The sequence below is a fragment of the Nonomuraea angiospora genome (assembly GCF_014873145.1).
In the GTDB taxonomy this organism is placed as follows: Bacteria; Actinomycetota; Actinomycetes; order Streptosporangiales; family Streptosporangiaceae; genus Nonomuraea; species Nonomuraea angiospora.
The window spans coordinates 3,491,494-3,506,308 of record NZ_JADBEK010000001.1; the positions used below are offsets into that span (position 1 = coordinate 3,491,494).

Annotated in this window: 11 protein-coding genes; 8 read left to right on the top strand and 3 right to left on the bottom strand. The window is 70.2% G+C overall.

Features of this window, described 5'->3' with window-relative positions; all coding sequences use genetic code 11:
• Positions 1–191: 191 nt before the first annotated feature.
• A complete protein-coding gene (locus H4W80_RS15830) occupies positions 192–3,179 on the top strand; it encodes an alpha-mannosidase (protein ID WP_192785794.1) in 2,988 nt (995 codons plus the stop codon).
• Here H4W80_RS15830 and H4W80_RS15835 read toward each other — a convergent pair.
• On the bottom strand, positions 3,176–4,348 hold the full coding sequence (locus H4W80_RS15835) for an ROK family transcriptional regulator (RefSeq protein ID WP_192785795.1): 1,173 nt from the start codon (positions 4,346–4,348) through the stop codon (positions 3,176–3,178). The genes H4W80_RS15830 and H4W80_RS15835 overlap by 4 nt on opposite strands.
• Before the next feature lie 87 nt (positions 4,349–4,435).
• Here H4W80_RS15835 and H4W80_RS15840 point away from each other — a divergent pair, with 87 nt between their 5' ends.
• Genes H4W80_RS15840 through H4W80_RS15850 form a run of 3 tightly spaced genes read left to right on the top strand, consistent with a single transcriptional unit; the run spans position 4,436 to position 7,523 of the window.
• Positions 4,436–5,794 carry an extracellular solute-binding protein gene (locus H4W80_RS15840; RefSeq protein WP_192785796.1) on the top strand — a complete coding sequence of 453 codons (1,359 nt, stop codon included), beginning with the start codon at positions 4,436–4,438 and terminating at the stop codon, positions 5,792–5,794.
• Positions 5,791–6,705, top strand: coding sequence for a carbohydrate ABC transporter permease (locus tag H4W80_RS15845; RefSeq protein ID WP_192785797.1), 915 nt, complete (start codon positions 5,791–5,793; stop codon positions 6,703–6,705). Before H4W80_RS15840 ends, H4W80_RS15845 begins: the two co-directional genes overlap by 4 nt.
• On the top strand, positions 6,702–7,523 hold the full coding sequence (locus tag H4W80_RS15850) for a carbohydrate ABC transporter permease (RefSeq protein WP_192785798.1): 822 nt from the start codon (positions 6,702–6,704) through the stop codon (positions 7,521–7,523). Before H4W80_RS15845 ends, H4W80_RS15850 begins: the two co-directional genes overlap by 4 nt.
• A 468-nt stretch (positions 7,524–7,991) precedes the next feature.
• Here H4W80_RS15850 and H4W80_RS15855 read toward each other — a convergent pair whose 3' ends face one another.
• Positions 7,992–9,659 carry an endo-1,4-beta-xylanase gene (locus H4W80_RS15855; RefSeq protein WP_192785799.1) on the bottom strand — a complete coding sequence of 556 codons (1,668 nt, stop codon included), beginning with the start codon at positions 9,657–9,659 and terminating at the stop codon, positions 7,992–7,994.
• Between the two features lie 239 nt (positions 9,660–9,898).
• Between H4W80_RS15855 and H4W80_RS15860 the strand changes: the two genes are divergently transcribed.
• The 4 genes from H4W80_RS15860 to H4W80_RS15875 all read left to right on the top strand — a co-directional run bounded on the left by H4W80_RS15860 (position 9,899) and on the right by H4W80_RS15875 (position 14,036).
• Positions 9,899–11,560 carry a class I adenylate-forming enzyme family protein gene (locus H4W80_RS15860; RefSeq protein WP_192785800.1) on the top strand — a complete coding sequence of 554 codons (1,662 nt, stop codon included), beginning with the start codon at positions 9,899–9,901 and terminating at the stop codon, positions 11,558–11,560.
• A 275-nt stretch (positions 11,561–11,835) separates the two neighbouring features.
• The gene (locus H4W80_RS15865; protein ID WP_192785801.1) at positions 11,836–12,246 is read left to right on the top strand and encodes a hypothetical protein; all 411 of its coding nucleotides are present in this window, start codon (positions 11,836–11,838) and stop codon (positions 12,244–12,246) included.
• Between the two features lie 28 nt (positions 12,247–12,274).
• Positions 12,275–12,628 carry a nuclear transport factor 2 family protein gene (locus H4W80_RS15870; RefSeq protein WP_225963469.1) on the top strand — a complete coding sequence of 118 codons (354 nt, stop codon included), beginning with the start codon at positions 12,275–12,277 and terminating at the stop codon, positions 12,626–12,628.
• A gap of 115 nt (positions 12,629–12,743) precedes the next feature.
• Entirely contained in the window at positions 12,744–14,036 is a 1,293-nt protein-coding gene (locus tag H4W80_RS15875; RefSeq protein WP_318786883.1) for an MFS transporter, read from the top strand.
• A 1-nt stretch (position 14,037) separates the two neighbouring features.
• Here H4W80_RS15875 and H4W80_RS15880 read toward each other — a convergent pair whose 3' ends face one another.
• Positions 14,038–14,796 carry a metallophosphoesterase family protein gene (locus H4W80_RS15880; RefSeq protein WP_318786884.1) on the bottom strand — a complete coding sequence of 253 codons (759 nt, stop codon included), beginning with the start codon at positions 14,794–14,796 and terminating at the stop codon, positions 14,038–14,040.
• Between the last annotated feature and the right edge of the window lie 19 nt (positions 14,797–14,815).

Below are 14,815 nucleotides of genomic sequence, written 5' to 3' on the forward strand. Positions count from 1 at the left end.
GAATCGGTAAGCACGAATACCGAATTACTAGTCATCCGGATGGGCGTTGTCTATGAGGTTGGTGTGGCTAGATCCCGACTTGTCGGGAACCCGCCATCTGAGATGATCCGGTTCGTGCATTGCCGGGGGCGATCAGGTTGCTTAACGTGCTAAAGGCTGATCTGTCGACTTTCCGTGGGGAGCCGCCTGACATGCATGATGACCGCAACCTGGTCGAGGCCCGCCTGCAGCGGGTGCTGGACGAGCGCATCCGCCCGGCCGTGTACCCCGAGTCCGTCCCGCTGGAGGTGGCGGTCTGGCACGCGCCGGGCGAGCCCGTACCGGTCGCGGAGGGGCTGGCGGCGACGCCCGAGCCGATCGCGCCCGGCGCCGCGTGGGGCGCACCGTGGGGCACGAGCTGGTTCACGGTCACCGGCACGGTGCCCGCCGAATGGGCGGGCAGGACCGTGGAGGCCATCCTCGACCTGGGCTTCAACGAGAACATGCCGGGCTTCCAGTGCGAGGGCCTGGTCTACCGCCCCGACGGATCGCCGGTGAAGGGCCTCAACCCCCGCAACCAGTGGGTACGTGTCGGCTCCCCCGCCGAGGGCGGCGAGCGGGTACGCCTGCACGTCGAGGCCGCCTCCAACCCCGTCATCCTCGGTTTCCCGCCCTTCCGGCCGACCCACCTCGGCGACAAGGAGACGGCCGGGAGCGACCCGCTGTACCGGCTGGCCCGCATGGACCTGGCCGTCTTCGACGAGAGCGTGTGGCAGCTCGTGATGGACCTGGAGGTGCTGGGCGAGCTGATGCTGGAGCTGCCCGCCGACGGCACCCGCCGCTGGGAGCTGCTGCGGGCCCTGGAGCGGGCGCTGGACGCCGTCGATCTGCAGGACGTCAACGGCACGGCGGACGCCGCCCGGGCCGAGCTGACCGGCGTGCTGTCGTCCCCGGCGGCGCCCTCGGCGCACCGGATCAGCGCCGTCGGCCACGCGCACATCGACTCGGCCTGGCTGTGGCCGCTGCGCGAGACCGTGCGCAAGGTGGCCCGCACCGCCTCGAACATGACAGCCCTGCTGGAGGACGAGCCGGACTTCGTGTTCGCGATGTCGCAGGCGCAGCAGTGGGCGTGGATCAAGGAGCACCGCCCCGAGGTGTGGGCGAAGGTGACCAAGGCGGTGGCCGCGGGCCGGTTCGTCCCGGCGGGCGGCATGTGGGTGGAGTCCGACACGAACATGCCCGGCTCCGAGGCCATGGCCCGGCAGTTCGTGCACGGCAAGCGCTTCTTCATCGACGAGTTCGGCATCGACAACGAGGAGGTGTGGCTGCCGGACACGTTCGGCTTCGCGGCGGGGCTGCCGCAGATCATCAGGGCGGCCGGGTCGAAGCGGCTGCTCACGCAGAAGATCTCGTGGAGCCAGACGAACACGTTCCCGCACCACACGTTCCTGTGGGAGGGCATCGACGGGACGCGGATCTTCACGCACTTCCCGCCGGTGGACACCTACAACTGCTCGATGAGCGGCCACCAGCTGGCGCACGCGGCCCGAAACTTCAAGGACAAGGGCGTCGCGCGGCACTCGCTCGCGCCGACGGGCTGGGGCGACGGGGGCGGCGGCACGACGCGCGAGATGGTCGCCAAGGCGGCCAGGGTGCGCGATCTGGAGGGCTCGCCCGCCGTCACGTGGGAACCGCCCGCCCACTTCTTCGCCAAGGCCGAGGCCGAGTACCCCAACCCGCCGGTCTGGGTCGGCGAGCTCTACCTGGAGCTGCACCGCGCCACGCTCACCAGCCAGGCCAAGACCAAGCAGGGCAACCGGCGCAGCGAGTCGCTGCTGCGGGAGGCCGAGCTGTGGGCGGCCACCGCGGCCGTGCGCGCCGGGGCCGCTTACCCGTACGAGCGGCTCGACCGGATCTGGAAGACGGTGCTGCTGCACCAGTTCCACGACATCCTGCCGGGCTCGTCGATCGCGTGGGTGCACCGGGAGGCGCGCAGGACGTACGAGGCGGTGGCCGCGGAGCTGAACGAGATCATCGACACCGCGCAGCGCGCCCTGGCCGGCGAGGGCGACCGCCGCGTGGTCTTCAACGGCGCCCCGCACACCCGCCACGGCGTGCCGGCTGGGGGCGCCCGGACCGTCTCCGGCGTGCGGCGGACGGAGCCGCGCGAGCGCGACGGCGGCGGCTTCGTCCTCGAGAACGACCTGCTCAGGGTGGAGATCGACGCCCGCGGCCTGGTCGTGTCCGCCTACGATCTGACGGCGGGCCGGGAGAGCGTCCCGCCCGGCCAGGCGGCGAACCTCCTGCAGCTCCACCCCGACTTCCCCAACAAGTGGGACGCCTGGGACGTGGACGAGTTCTACCGCAACACGGTCACCGACCTCGTGGACGCCGACGAGGTGAGCCTCGACGGCGACGGGGTCCGGATCCGGCGCTCGTTCGGGTCCTCCACGGTGACGCAGGTGCTCACGCTGGCCGGCGGGCGGCTCGACATCCTCACCGAGGTCGACTGGCACGAGACGGAGAAGTTCCTCAAGCTGGCCTTCCCGCTGGACCTGCGCGCCGACCGGTACGCCTCCGAGAGCCAGTACGGCCACGCCTACCGCGCCACGCACACCAACACGAGCTGGGAGGCGGCCAAGTTCGAGGCGTGCAACCACCGCTTCGTGCACGTGGAGGAGCCGGGCTGGGGCGTCGCGCTGGTCAACGACTCGACCTACGGCCACGACGTCACCCGGGCCGTCCGCCCGGACTCGGGCACGACCACCACCGTGCGCGTCTCGCTGCTGCGCGCCCCGCGCTTCCCCGACCCGGAGACCGACCAGGGCGTGCACCGCTTCCGGCACGCGCTCGTGCCGGGCGCGACGATCGGCGACGCGGTGCGCGAGGGCTACTTCGTCAACCTGCCCGAGCGCCTGGTGACCGGCGCGGCTACGGAGGTGGAGCCGCTGGTCACGGTGGACGACGACGCCGTGGTGGTGACCGCGGTCAAGCTGGCCGACGACGGGAGCGGGGACGTGGTCGTACGCTTCCACGAGTCGAGGGGCGGCCGGGCCCGCGCCACGCTCACGCCGGGCTTCCCCGTCGCCGAGGTCGTCGCCACCGACCTGCTGGAGCGCCCCACGGGGGCGCCGGGGCAGGGCCTGTCGGTGTCGCTGCGCCCGTTCGAGCTGGTCACGCTCCGGCTGAAGCGGGCCTAGCCGCTGAGGAGGGCGCCCAGGCGGGGCGCGTACGTGGCGTGGAAGACCAGTGAGGCCGCGCCGATCGCGGCGGCGTCGGCCGCGATCGGCGAGGTCTCCACGCGGACGGCGTGCAGCCGCCTGGCCAGCGTCCTGGTGGACACGGCCCGCGCGATGACCTCGCGGTAGAGCTCCCCCACCTCCCTGAGCGCGGGCCCGCCGAGCACGAGCAGGTCGATGTCCAGCAGGTTGACCACGCTGACGGCGGCGTCGGCCAGTCGCTCCGCCACCCGTTCGATCACCCGCCGCGCCTCGGGCTCCCCCTCGGCGGCGGCCGCGCAGACGGCCTGGTGGGAGGCGCGCCCGCCCATGGCGGCCTCGATGGCGCTCGGGCAGCAGACCGCCTCCACGCACCCCCGGTTGCCGCAGTAGCACTCGGGCCCGTCGGGCTCGACCGTCATGTGCCCGAACTCGGCCGCGTTCAACGACCGCCCCCGATATACCTGGTTATCCAGAAATATCCCGCCACCGATGCCCGTCCCCAGGTACAGGTAGGCGAAGCTCGGCGTGGTCCGCGCGATCCCGGCCCACCGCTCCCCGATCGCCGCGGCGGTGGCGTCGTTGTCCACGGTCACCGGGAACCGCGTGTGCTCGCGCAGCAGCGCCTTGATCGGCACCCGGTCCCATTCGGGCAGCCTGGGCGGCGAGACCATCACCCCGTCCCCGTCCAGCGGCCCCGGGCAGGCCAGCCCCACCCCGAGCACCTTGCCGTCCGCCACGCCCGCCTCCCGCAGGATCCGCCGCGCGGCCCTGGCCATCTGCCGGACCACCGCCTCGGGCTCCAGGCCGGGCCGTACGGGCAGGCGCAGCCGCTCGACCGGCCGCCCGGCCAGATCGGCCAGCACGCACGAGATCTCCCCGGGGTCGAAGTGCACCCCGACCGCGTAGCCGGCGTCCGGGTCCACGCGCAGGATCGTGCGCGGCTTGCCCCCGCCCGACGGCACGGACCCGTCCTCGACGACGAGCCCCTCCTCCAGCAGCCTGCGCACGATCACGGACACGGTCTGCGCGGTCAGCCGGGTGCGGGCGGCGATCTGCACGCGGCTGATGCCGTCGGACGCCTGGATCGCCTCCAGGACCACGGCCCGGTTGTAGCTCCCCACCTTGGGCAAGTTCGTGCCCAGTCGCATGTGAGCCATGTCACCACAGAGTGTTGACTTAGTAAATCAAATAGATTTACGTTCTCCGCAAACCCAAGGCAACACGGGGAGCGCGTGATGAAACGTACGCTGGCCGGTTCTCTTCTCCTCCTCCTGACAGCCGTCGCCGGGTGCGGCGGCGGCACCCCGCAGAACACCTCAGGCGCCAAGGAACTCGAGGTCCTCTACAAGGTCGAGACGACGTGGCCGTACCTGGAGAAGATGCTCGGCGCCGCCAAGAAGCAGTACGAGTCCGCCCACCCGGGCGTCACGATCAAGCTCACGGCCGTCCAGGGCAACAACGAGGCCTACTACACGAAGCTGGCGCTGCTCAACCGCTCCCCCGACTCGGCCCCGGACCTCTACTACCACGACACGTTCCAGGTCAACGCGGACGTCGCGGCCGGCAAGCTGGCCCCGCTCGACGACTACCTGGCCAAGTGGCCCGACTGGAGCACCCAGTTCCCCGACTCGGTCAAGCAGGCCGCCAAGGGCGGCGACGGCAAGATCTACGGCGTGCCGATCAGCACGGACACGCGCGGCCTCTGGTACCAGAAGGACGTCTTCGCCAAGGCCGGCCTGCCGGTGCCGTGGGAGCCGAAGACCTGGAACGACGTGCTGACGGCAGCCCGCACGATCAAGCAGAAGCTGCCCGGCGTCGTCCCGTTCAGCATGTACGCCACCAAGATCCACGGCGAGGCGTCGACCATGCAGGGCTTCGAGATGCTCCTGTACGGCACGCCGGGCGGCACCCTCTACGACGACGCGCAGAAGAAGTGGGTGGCCGGCGGCAAGAACTTCACCGACGCCCTGACCTTCGTCAACACCGTCTTCCGGGAGGAGCTGGGCCCGAAGCAGGCCGACGCCCACAACGCCAAGCTCGGCGACAAGGTGACCATGGAGTGGTTCCCCGAGGCCAAGCTCGGCATCTCCCTCGACGGGGCCTGGGCGAGCTCGGCCTGGAAGCCCACCGGCACCAAGCCGTGGCCCGAGTGGACGGAGAAGATCGGCTGGACGCCCATGCCGACGCAGAACGGCGAGGCGCCGGGCGCGGTCAGCATGTCGGGCGGCTGGGTCATGGCGATGAGCGCGTACACCAAGCACAAGCAGGAGGCGTTCGACTTCATCACGACGGCCACGAACAAGGAGAACTCGATGGCGTACTCGGTCGGCACGGGTGACCTGGCGCCCCGCAAGGACGTGGCCGCCGACCCGAAGTACAGCGCCGACAACCCGAGCGTCAAGTTCTGGACCGACCTGGCCTCCGTCACCCACTACCGGCCCGCGTACGAGGTGTACCCGAAGGTGTCCACCCAGGTCCAGGAGGCCATGGAGGCGGTCGTGACCGGCTCGCGCACCCCTGAGGAGGCCACCGCGAACTATGCCAAGGCGCTCCCGGCCGCGGTCGGCGGACCCGACAAGGTCCTGTCGCGATGACGATCGTCACCGCCCCGCCCCCGCCCGTGACGAGCCGCCCGGTACGCGGCTCGTCACGGCGGGGCGCCATGCGCTGGCTCCTGCCCCTGGGGCCCGCCCTGGTCCTGCTCGCGCTCTTCCTGGCGGGGCCGATCCTGTGGAGCGTCTACATAGCCTTCACCAACGAGACGTTGACGGGCTCGGCCTCGGTTCACTCGCGGTTCGTCGGCGTGGCCAATTTCGTCAAGCTCTTCGGCGACCCCAACTTCCTGAACTCGTTCCTCCTGACGTTCGTCTTCGTCATCGGCTCGGCGGTCATCGGCCAGAACACCCTCGGCCTGATCATCGCCCTCCTCCAGCGCGGCCGCGGCCGGGTGACCCGCAGCGTCGTCAACGGCGTGGTGATCGCCGCCTGGGTGGTGCCGGAGGTCGTGGCGGCGGCCTGCTGGTTCTCGTTCCTGGCCGAGGAGGGCACGCTCAACAGGGTGCTGGGGGTCTCCCAGGAGTGGCTCTACACGGCGCCCATGCTGGCGGTGATCCTCGCGAACATCTGGCGCGGCACGGCCTTCTCCATGCTCGTCTACTCGGCCGCGCTCTCGGAGGTGCCCGCCGACCTGGTGGAGGCCGCCGCCGTGGACGGCGCGGGCCCCGGCCGCCGGCTCCTGCACATCACGCTGCCGCTGATCCGCCGCTCCATCATGGCCAACCTCATGCTGATCACGCTGCAGACCCTGGCCAGCTTCGGCCTCATCTACGCCCTGACGGGGGGCGGCCCGGGCACGGCCAGCCAGACGACGCCGCTGTACATGTACGAGCAGGCGTTCCGCTATTTCGAGATCGGCTACGGCTCGGCGATCGCGCTGGTCATGCTGGTGATCGGCGCGCTGTTCTCGCTGGTCTACCTGCGCCTGATCAAGGTGGAGGACGCATGACGAGGGTCGCCGCCCGCGCCGCCGCCCTGCTCGCCCTGGCGCTGATCACCCTGGCCTTCCTGGGCCCGTTCCTCTGGGTCCTGCTCGCCTCCGTCCAGCCCGAGGCGAGCCTGGCCGCCAAGCCGACGCTCTCCTTCTCCCTGGACAACTTCAGGGCCGTCCTGACCTGGGACACGATCATCCTGCCCCTGATCAACTCGATCGTCATCTCGGGCGCCACGGCGGTGCTGACGGTCCTGGTGGCGGGGCTGGCCGCGTACCCGCTGTCGCGCTACCAGCTCCGCTACCGCCGCCACTTCATGCTGAGCCTCCTGTTCACCACGGGCCTGCCGGTGACGGCGATCCTCGTGCCGGTCTACGCGATGTTCTTCCGCTTCAACCTGTACGGCTCCGTGCCGGCCATGGTGCTGTTCCTGACGGCGAGCTCGCTGCCGTTCTCGATCTGGATGATGAAGAACTTCATGGACGGCGTGCCGGTGAACCTGGAGGAGGCCGCCTGGGTGGACGGGGCCGGCTGGCTGCGCTCGCTGACGGCGGTGGTGGGCCCGCTGATGGCCCCGGGGATAGCCGTGGTGGCCATCTTCGTCTTCGTCGGCCAGTGGGGGAACTTCTTCGCCCCCTTCGTCCTGCTGGACACGCCCGAGAAGCAGCCGGCGGCGGTCACCGTCTACACGTTCTTCTCCCAGTACGGGCAGGTGGCCTACGGCCAGCTGGCCGCCTTCTCGATCCTCTACACGGCGCCGGCGGTGTTTCTCTACGTGGCCGTCAACAAATATCTGGCCAGTTCCTTCAGCTTCGCCGGCTCGGTGAAGGGTTGAGCTTCAGCTTCACCAAGGCATCGCGTGGGGAAGGTCGACGCTTGACCCGCCCCACGTTAGCCTTACCTCTGTTCGCATGTACTCCACTACATGCGGCGGCCGTTTAGTCGATCATGGCTGTGGTAGCGCCGATCGCTATGACAACGGCGGCAAGTATGACGAGAAACCGTACGGTCCGGGGTGTTGACTTGATCGCATCCCGGACTATGCGTCCGAGCTCTTGCACGATCGTGGTCCCAAAGCCCGATGGATCGCACATCGCACGTTTCACCTCCTCCTCCCAGATCGGGCCCCTGACCTGCACCGTCCCTCCTTTCTCAATCTTGGTTCCACGGTGCATGAGGGTCTCCCAATCTGCAAGCAGCCTTCACGTGGTTCTCCAAGCGTGAAAGTAAATTTCAGTCCACAGGCGCACCACGACCTGCCGGTCAGAAAACCGGCAGGTCGTGAAGGCCCGGGAGATCGGGCTTATGCGCAGGTGTAGCCGGAGGGCGTCTGGGTGTTGCCGCTCGGCCGGCTGACCTGGAACCCGAAGGTGGTGCCGGCGTTCGGGGCCAGGTTGCCGTTGTAGGCGAGGTTCTTGGCGGTGACTGTCTGCCCGCTGACGGTGAGGGTGGCGTTCCACGAGCCGGTCAGCGTGTGCCCGGCGGGCAGGGTGAAGGTGACGGTCCAGCCGGTGATGGCGGAGGTCCCGGTGTTGGTGACGGTCACGGGCTGGACGACGTACCCGGTGGCCCACTGGGTCTGCACGGTCCCGGCGGCCGTGCAGCCACCGCCGCCGCCCGGGCCGGCCGTGGTGGTGAAGGTGCCCAGGGCGGAGTTGGCCGAGACGTTCCCCGCTCCGTCACGCGCCCGGACGTACACCTGGTACTGGGTCGAGGGGCTGAGCCCGGTCAGCGAGATCGAGTTGGTCGTGGACTGGCCGAGGAGCTGGTCGGTCGCGCCCTGCTCGCGGTAGACGTCGTACCCGGCGAGCCCGCTCCCGCCGCTGTCGGTCGAGGCGGTCCAGGTGAGCGAGGCCGAGTTCGAGGTGACGCTGCCCGCCGAGGGGATGCCGGGGGTGGTCGGCGGGGTGGGGTCGGTGGTCGTGCCGCCGGCCAGCGCGTCGTGCACGGCGGTGTACGACGGCTTCTGCTGGTAGCTCTCGTCGTAGATCAGGGCCGCGCCCTGGCCGGAGAACGTGTCGGGCACCCAGGAGTACTTGTCGGTGAAGCCCCAGATCGTCACGCCGGCGCAGGCGGTCACGGCCAGGCAGGCGTTGACGACGTTGCGGTAGTAGGTGGCCTGCGTGGCGTCCTTGGTGGCGTCCCTGGGCATCACCATGCGCACGTCCAGCTCGGTGATGCGGACCTGGACGCCGAGGGCGGCGAAGCGCTGGAGGTTCTGCTGGAAGTCGTTCGGGAAGCCGTACTGGATCGCGAGGTGCGTCTGGAAGCCGACGCAGTCGACGGGCACGCCCTGCTGGCGCAGCGACGAGACCAGGTTGTAGATCGCCGTGCTCTTGGCGTTGATCCCCTCGGTGTTGTAGTCGTTGATGCACAGCCGGGCGTCGGGGTCGGCGGCGCGGGCGGCCCGGAAGGCGTCGGCGATGTAGCTCTGGCCCAGCGTGTTGTACCAGAACGACGTGCGCAGGTTGCCGCTGTCGTCGAAGACCTCGTTGACCACGTCCCAGGAGACCACGGCCGGGTTGTCGGCGTAGTGGCCGACGACCTGGCTGATGTGGTTCTGCATGGCGCTGCGCATGGCGGTGGCGCTCAGGCCCTGCACCCAGCCCGGGGTCTGCTGGTGCCAGACGAGCGTGTGGCCGTGGACCTGCTGGTTGTTCTGGGTGGCGAAGTTGACGATGGCGTCGGCGCCGGAGAAGTTGAACTGGCCCTGGCTGGGCTCGGTCGAGTCCCACTTCATCGCGTTCTCGGCGGTGACCTGGCTGAACTCGGTGGCGGCGAGGTTGCGGTAGGCGCTCTCGCCGGCGAGCTGGCCGGTGGCCAGCGCCGCCCCGATGAACTTGCCCTTGGCCGCCGCGTGGGTGCGCAGGGGCGCGGAGGCGTGGGCCGGGCCGGCCGGCAGGAGGAAGGTTGCGAGCATCCCCACGAGGACGAGGAGGGCTCTGACGGGCGAGGACGAATGCACGGACATCTACCTCCGAAAGCTTTCGATCCTGATGGATCGCACCGGAGACGGTATTGACATGGGAGATCAGGGTCAATGCCGGCCCCGTGCGGCTACTAAACCAGCAGCTGAACACCAGAAACTATCGGAAAATAAATGAAACTTTCATGAGCTTTGGCCCGCTCCCGGCGAGCTAGCGCAACGTACCTACCGGTCGGTACTGTGATTTATCCAGAATAATCGTCCACCAGCCGGGAGTTCTGCGTATGTCCCTTTCGCATGCCCAGGTCGTGGCCCAGCTCACCGGACCCGGCCAGCTGTTCGAGATCGAGGAGATCGGCGACACCGGGATACGCACCTGGAAGCACGCGCCCACCCACTTCCGCGCACTGCTGGAGATGAGCCGCTTCCACGGCGAGAAGGTCTTCCTCGTGTACGAGGACGAGCACATCACGTTCGAGGACCATTTCCGCCGCGCCGCCACCCTCGCCAACCGCCTGGTCGAGGAGTACGGGGTGCGCAAGGGCGACCGGGTGGGCGTGGCCATGCGCAACTACCCCGAATGGGTCGTCTCGTTCTCGGCCGCGCTGGCGACGGGGGCCGTCGCCGTACCGCTCAATGCCTGGTGGACGGAGGCCGAGCTGGCCTACGGCGTGCGGGACTCCGGCGCCAAGGTGCTGATCGCGGACGGCGAGCGCGCCGCCCGCCTCGCCTCGACGGGCGTCCCCCTGATCGTCGCCCGGGGCGAGGTCCCGCAGGGCGCGCGCGGCTTCGACGACGTGCTGGGCGAGGTCGCCGCCGACGTCACGCTCCCCGCCGTCGAGCTGGCCCCCGAGGACCCCGCCACGATCTTCTACACCTCCGGCACGACCGGCAGCCCCAAGGGAGCCCTGGGCAGCCACCGCAACCTGGGCCAGTCCCCCATGACCGTCGCCTTCGGCCTCATGCGGGCGGTGGCCATGGCGGGCAAGGACGTCGCGGCCGCGGCGGGCACCCGCCGGGTCACGCTGCTGACCGTCCCCCTGTTCCACGTCACGGGCTGCTTCTCCGCCCTGACCACGACGATGTTCGCCGGCGGAGGCCTCGTGCTCATGTACAAGTGGGACCCCGAGCAGGCATTGCGGCTGATCGAGCGGGAGCGCGTGACGGCCATGATCGGCGTGCCCACGAACGCCTGGCAGCTCATGTCCCACCCCGACTTCGGCAAGTACGACCTGTCGTCCCTCGCCACCCTCGGGTACGGCGGCGCCCCCGCCCCGCCCAAGCTGCTGGAGCGCATCACCCGCAACCTCCCCGACCGCGCCCCCTCCAACGGCTATGGCATGACCGAGACGACCGCCCTGGCCATCGGCAACGGCGGCGCCGACTACCGGGCCAAGCCCGACAGCATCGGCCTGCCCTCACCCGTCGTGGACGTGCGCGTGGTCGACCCCATGGGCGCCGAACTGCCGCCCGGCGAGGTGGGCGAGCTGTGCGTACGCGGCCCGAACGTCATCCTGGGCTACTGGAACAAGCCGGAGGCGACGGCGGAGACGTTCGTGCACGGCTGGCTGCACACCGGTGACCTGGCCAAGATCGACGAAGAGGGCTTCGTCTACATCGTGGACCGGGCCAAGGACATGGTGATCAGGGGCGGCGAGAACGTCTACTGCGCCGAGGTGGAGGCGGCCCTGTTCGAGCACCCGGCGGTCGACGACGCGGCGGTGATCGGGGTGCCGCACGACGAGCTCGGGGAGGAGGTCGGCGCGGTCATCCGCCTGGCGCCCGGCACCTCGGTCGCCACGGAGGACCTCCAGTCGTTCCTCAAGGACCGGATCGCCAAGTTCAAGATCCCGGCGCACGTCTGGTTCCGGGAGGGCGAGCTGCCCCGCAACCCCGGCGGCAAGATCCTCAAGACCCACCTGCGCAGGGAGATCCTGGGCGCCTGAGCCCTCCCCGGCCTCCCGGTGCCGCACGCCCGGGAGGCCGTCGCATGCCGGTGCCGCACGCCGGGGAGTCGCATGCCGGTGCCGCGCGCCCGGGAGGCCGTCGCATGCCGGGTGACCACCGTCACATTAGGCCCGTCACCGCAGGTGGAACGGGCTATCGGCTGATCCCTTTACGTGGCGGGTAATCGCGCCCCCTACGTGGTGGCTGACATCTTTCAGGTGTCGCGAAAAACCGCCACGAACCGCCACGAACTGCCACCAAGGGAGCCCGAGACATGAGCACCGCCCTGACCGTCACCGCCGACCGGATGAAGTTCCTGCGCCTGGCGCTGGCCGCCGACGCCGTCGTCACCGGCGGCAACGGGCTGGTCTACCTCGCCTTCGCCGGCCCCGTGAGCGACCTGCTCGGCCCCGGCGCGGGCCTGCTGCGCGGCATCGGCGCCTTCCTGCTGGTGTACGGCGCCGCCGTCGGCCTCCTGGCCACCCGCCGCGCCATCAGCCCCGCCGCCACCAGGGCCGTGATCGCCCTGAACATCGTCTGGACCCTCGGCAGCGTCGCCGCCGTCGTCACCGGCGCCGCCGATCTCACCACGATCGGCGCCATCTGGACCATCGCCCAGGCCCTGGTGGTCGGCGCGTTCGCCGAACTCCAGATCGTCGGCCTCCGCAAGACCCGCAACAACTGACCAACAGCGAACAGAAGGAATGACCACCATGAACCTCATCGAGCGCTACGTCGCCGCCTGGAACGAGACCGACGCCGACGCCCGCGCCAAGGCCGTGGCCGAGCTGTGGACCGAGGACGGCACCTACACCGACCCCCTGGCCGACGTGAAGGGCCACGACGCGATCGCCGCGGTGATCGCAGGAGCCCAGGGCATGTTCCCCGGCCTGGTGTTCACCCCGGGCGAGGTGTACGACGCCCACCACCACATCGCCCGCTTCACCTGGCACCTCGGCCCGGAGGGCGGGGAGGCGGTCGCGGTCGGGTTCGACGTGGTGGAGCTGGCCGAAGACGGGCGGATCCGCACGGTCCTCGGCTTCCTCGACAAGGTCCCCGCCGCCTGACCCGCCGCCCCCTGGCCAAGGCCCCCGCTGCTCCCTCCCAGCGGGGGCCTTCCGCATGCCCCTGTCTGAAAAACGATTTGCCGCGATCCTCACCCGAGACCGAAAATTGACGCTCGTGCTGCCCACCGGACGACTGAAGCGCCTGCTGCGTCACCTCACCCTCGACGTCAGCCCGCTGCGCGACTCCCGCGACTACCGCCTCCTGTTCGCCTCCGGCGTCATCACGATGTTCGGCACGTTCATCACCATGGTCGCGGTGCCGTACCAGATGAAGGAGCTGACGGACTCCTACCTGGCGGTCAGCCTGGTGAGCCTGGCGGAGTTCGTCCCGATGGTGGTGTGCGGCCTGTGGGGCGGCGCGATCGCCGACGCGCTCGACCGCCGCAAGATCATCGTCCTGAGCGAGCTGGGCCTCCTGGTCACCACGGGCGCGCTCACGGTCAACGCGATGCTCCCCAACCCCCAGATCTGGGTCCTGTACGTGATGGGCGCCGTCTCCACGGGCATCTCCTGCCTGCAGCGTCCCAGCCTGGAGGCCGTGTTCCAGCAGGTGGTCAAGCACGAGCAGCAGGGCGCGGCGGCGGTGCTGTCGAGCATGCGCTGGAACTTCGGCGCCATCGTCGCCCCGGCGCTGGGCGGCCTGCTGGTGACCGCCTTCGGCCCGGCGGCGGCGTACGGCATCGACACGCTGAGCTTCGCGCTGTCGCTGGCGCTGCTGTGGCGGATCAGGTCGCTGCCGCCGGCCGAGGACGCCGCCCCCGCGTCGCTGAAGTCGCTGGTCGAGGGCATGCGCTACGCGGCGGGCCGCCCCGACCTGGTGGGCACGTACCTGGTGGACATCGCGGCCATGGTGTTCGCGATGGGGACGTCGCTCTTCCCGTTCCTGGCCGACGAGCTGCACTCCCCCCAGGCGCTGGGACTGCTGTACTCGGCGAGCGCGGTGGGCGCGCTGGCCGCCTCGATCACCGGCGGCTGGGCGGCCCGCGTACACCGCCAGGGCCTGGGCGTGATCGTCGCGGCCGCCCTCTGGGGTGCGGCGGTGGCCGCGTCGGCGCTGGCCCCCAACGTCTGGGTACTGTTCGCCTGCCTGGCCTTCGCGGGCGCCGCAGACATGGTCAGCGGCATCTTCCGCATGACGATGTGGAACCAGACGATCCCGCCGGAGCTGCGCGGGCGGCTGGCCGGGATCGAGCTCCTGTCGTACGCGTCCGGCCCGATGCTGGGCAACGCCCGCGCCGGCCTGATGGCTGACTTCGGCGGCACCCGCTTCTCCCTCGGCGCGGGCGGCCTGCTGTGCGTGGGCGCCGTGCTCGGCCTGGCCGCCGCACTGCCCGCGTTCCGCACGTACGACGCCAGGACCGACGACCACGCCCTGGCGGAGAAGGCCCGCAGGGAGGCCGCCGTCTAGGTCACCGGCCTTCCGCCTTGGCGAACACCGGCAGCGCCTCGGCGTCGGAGTGGACGTTCGTCACGTAGCCGGCCACCCACTCCTCGATCCCGTCGAACCTGCTCTCCCGCACCAGCCGCTCCCCCACCCGGGCGGCGTCGAGCGGGGTCCGGCGCAGGGTCACGGCGCCGGTGTCGCCGTCCAGCAGCGCCCAATGCGCCCCGCTCCGCCCGTACGGCATGCCGACCGACCCGGGGTTCACGACCAGCACCCGATCGGCCAGCCGTACGAAGGGCATGTGCGTGTTGCCCAGCACCACGGTGCCGGCGCTCTCCCCGGCCAGCACCTCGGCCCACCGCTCCAGCGAGCTGTCCACGAGGATCATCTCCTCGTCGCTGCGCGGCGTCGCGTGCACGAACAACGTGGTCCCCAGCCGCCCCAGCTCGACGACCTGCCGATCGGGCAACCCGGCGAGCAGCTCGACCTGATCGTCGCGCAACTGCCCGGCGGCCCACTGCGACACGGGATAGGGAACGGCCTTCCCGCGCGCCGCCTCCACCAGCTCCCTGTCGGCGTTCCCGTTGACCCACAACGCCCGCTCACCCAGCGAGACGAGCACGTCCAGCGTCTGGACCGGCATCGGCCCGGCGGCCATGTCCCCGGTCAGCGCGATCACATCCGCCCCGGCCACCTCCGGCTCGTCCAAGACGGCCTCGAGCGCGGGCAACACCCCATGGATATCGGACAACACAGCAATACGCATACGGCCACTCTCCCCCATCAGGGACCGCTAGCGTTGG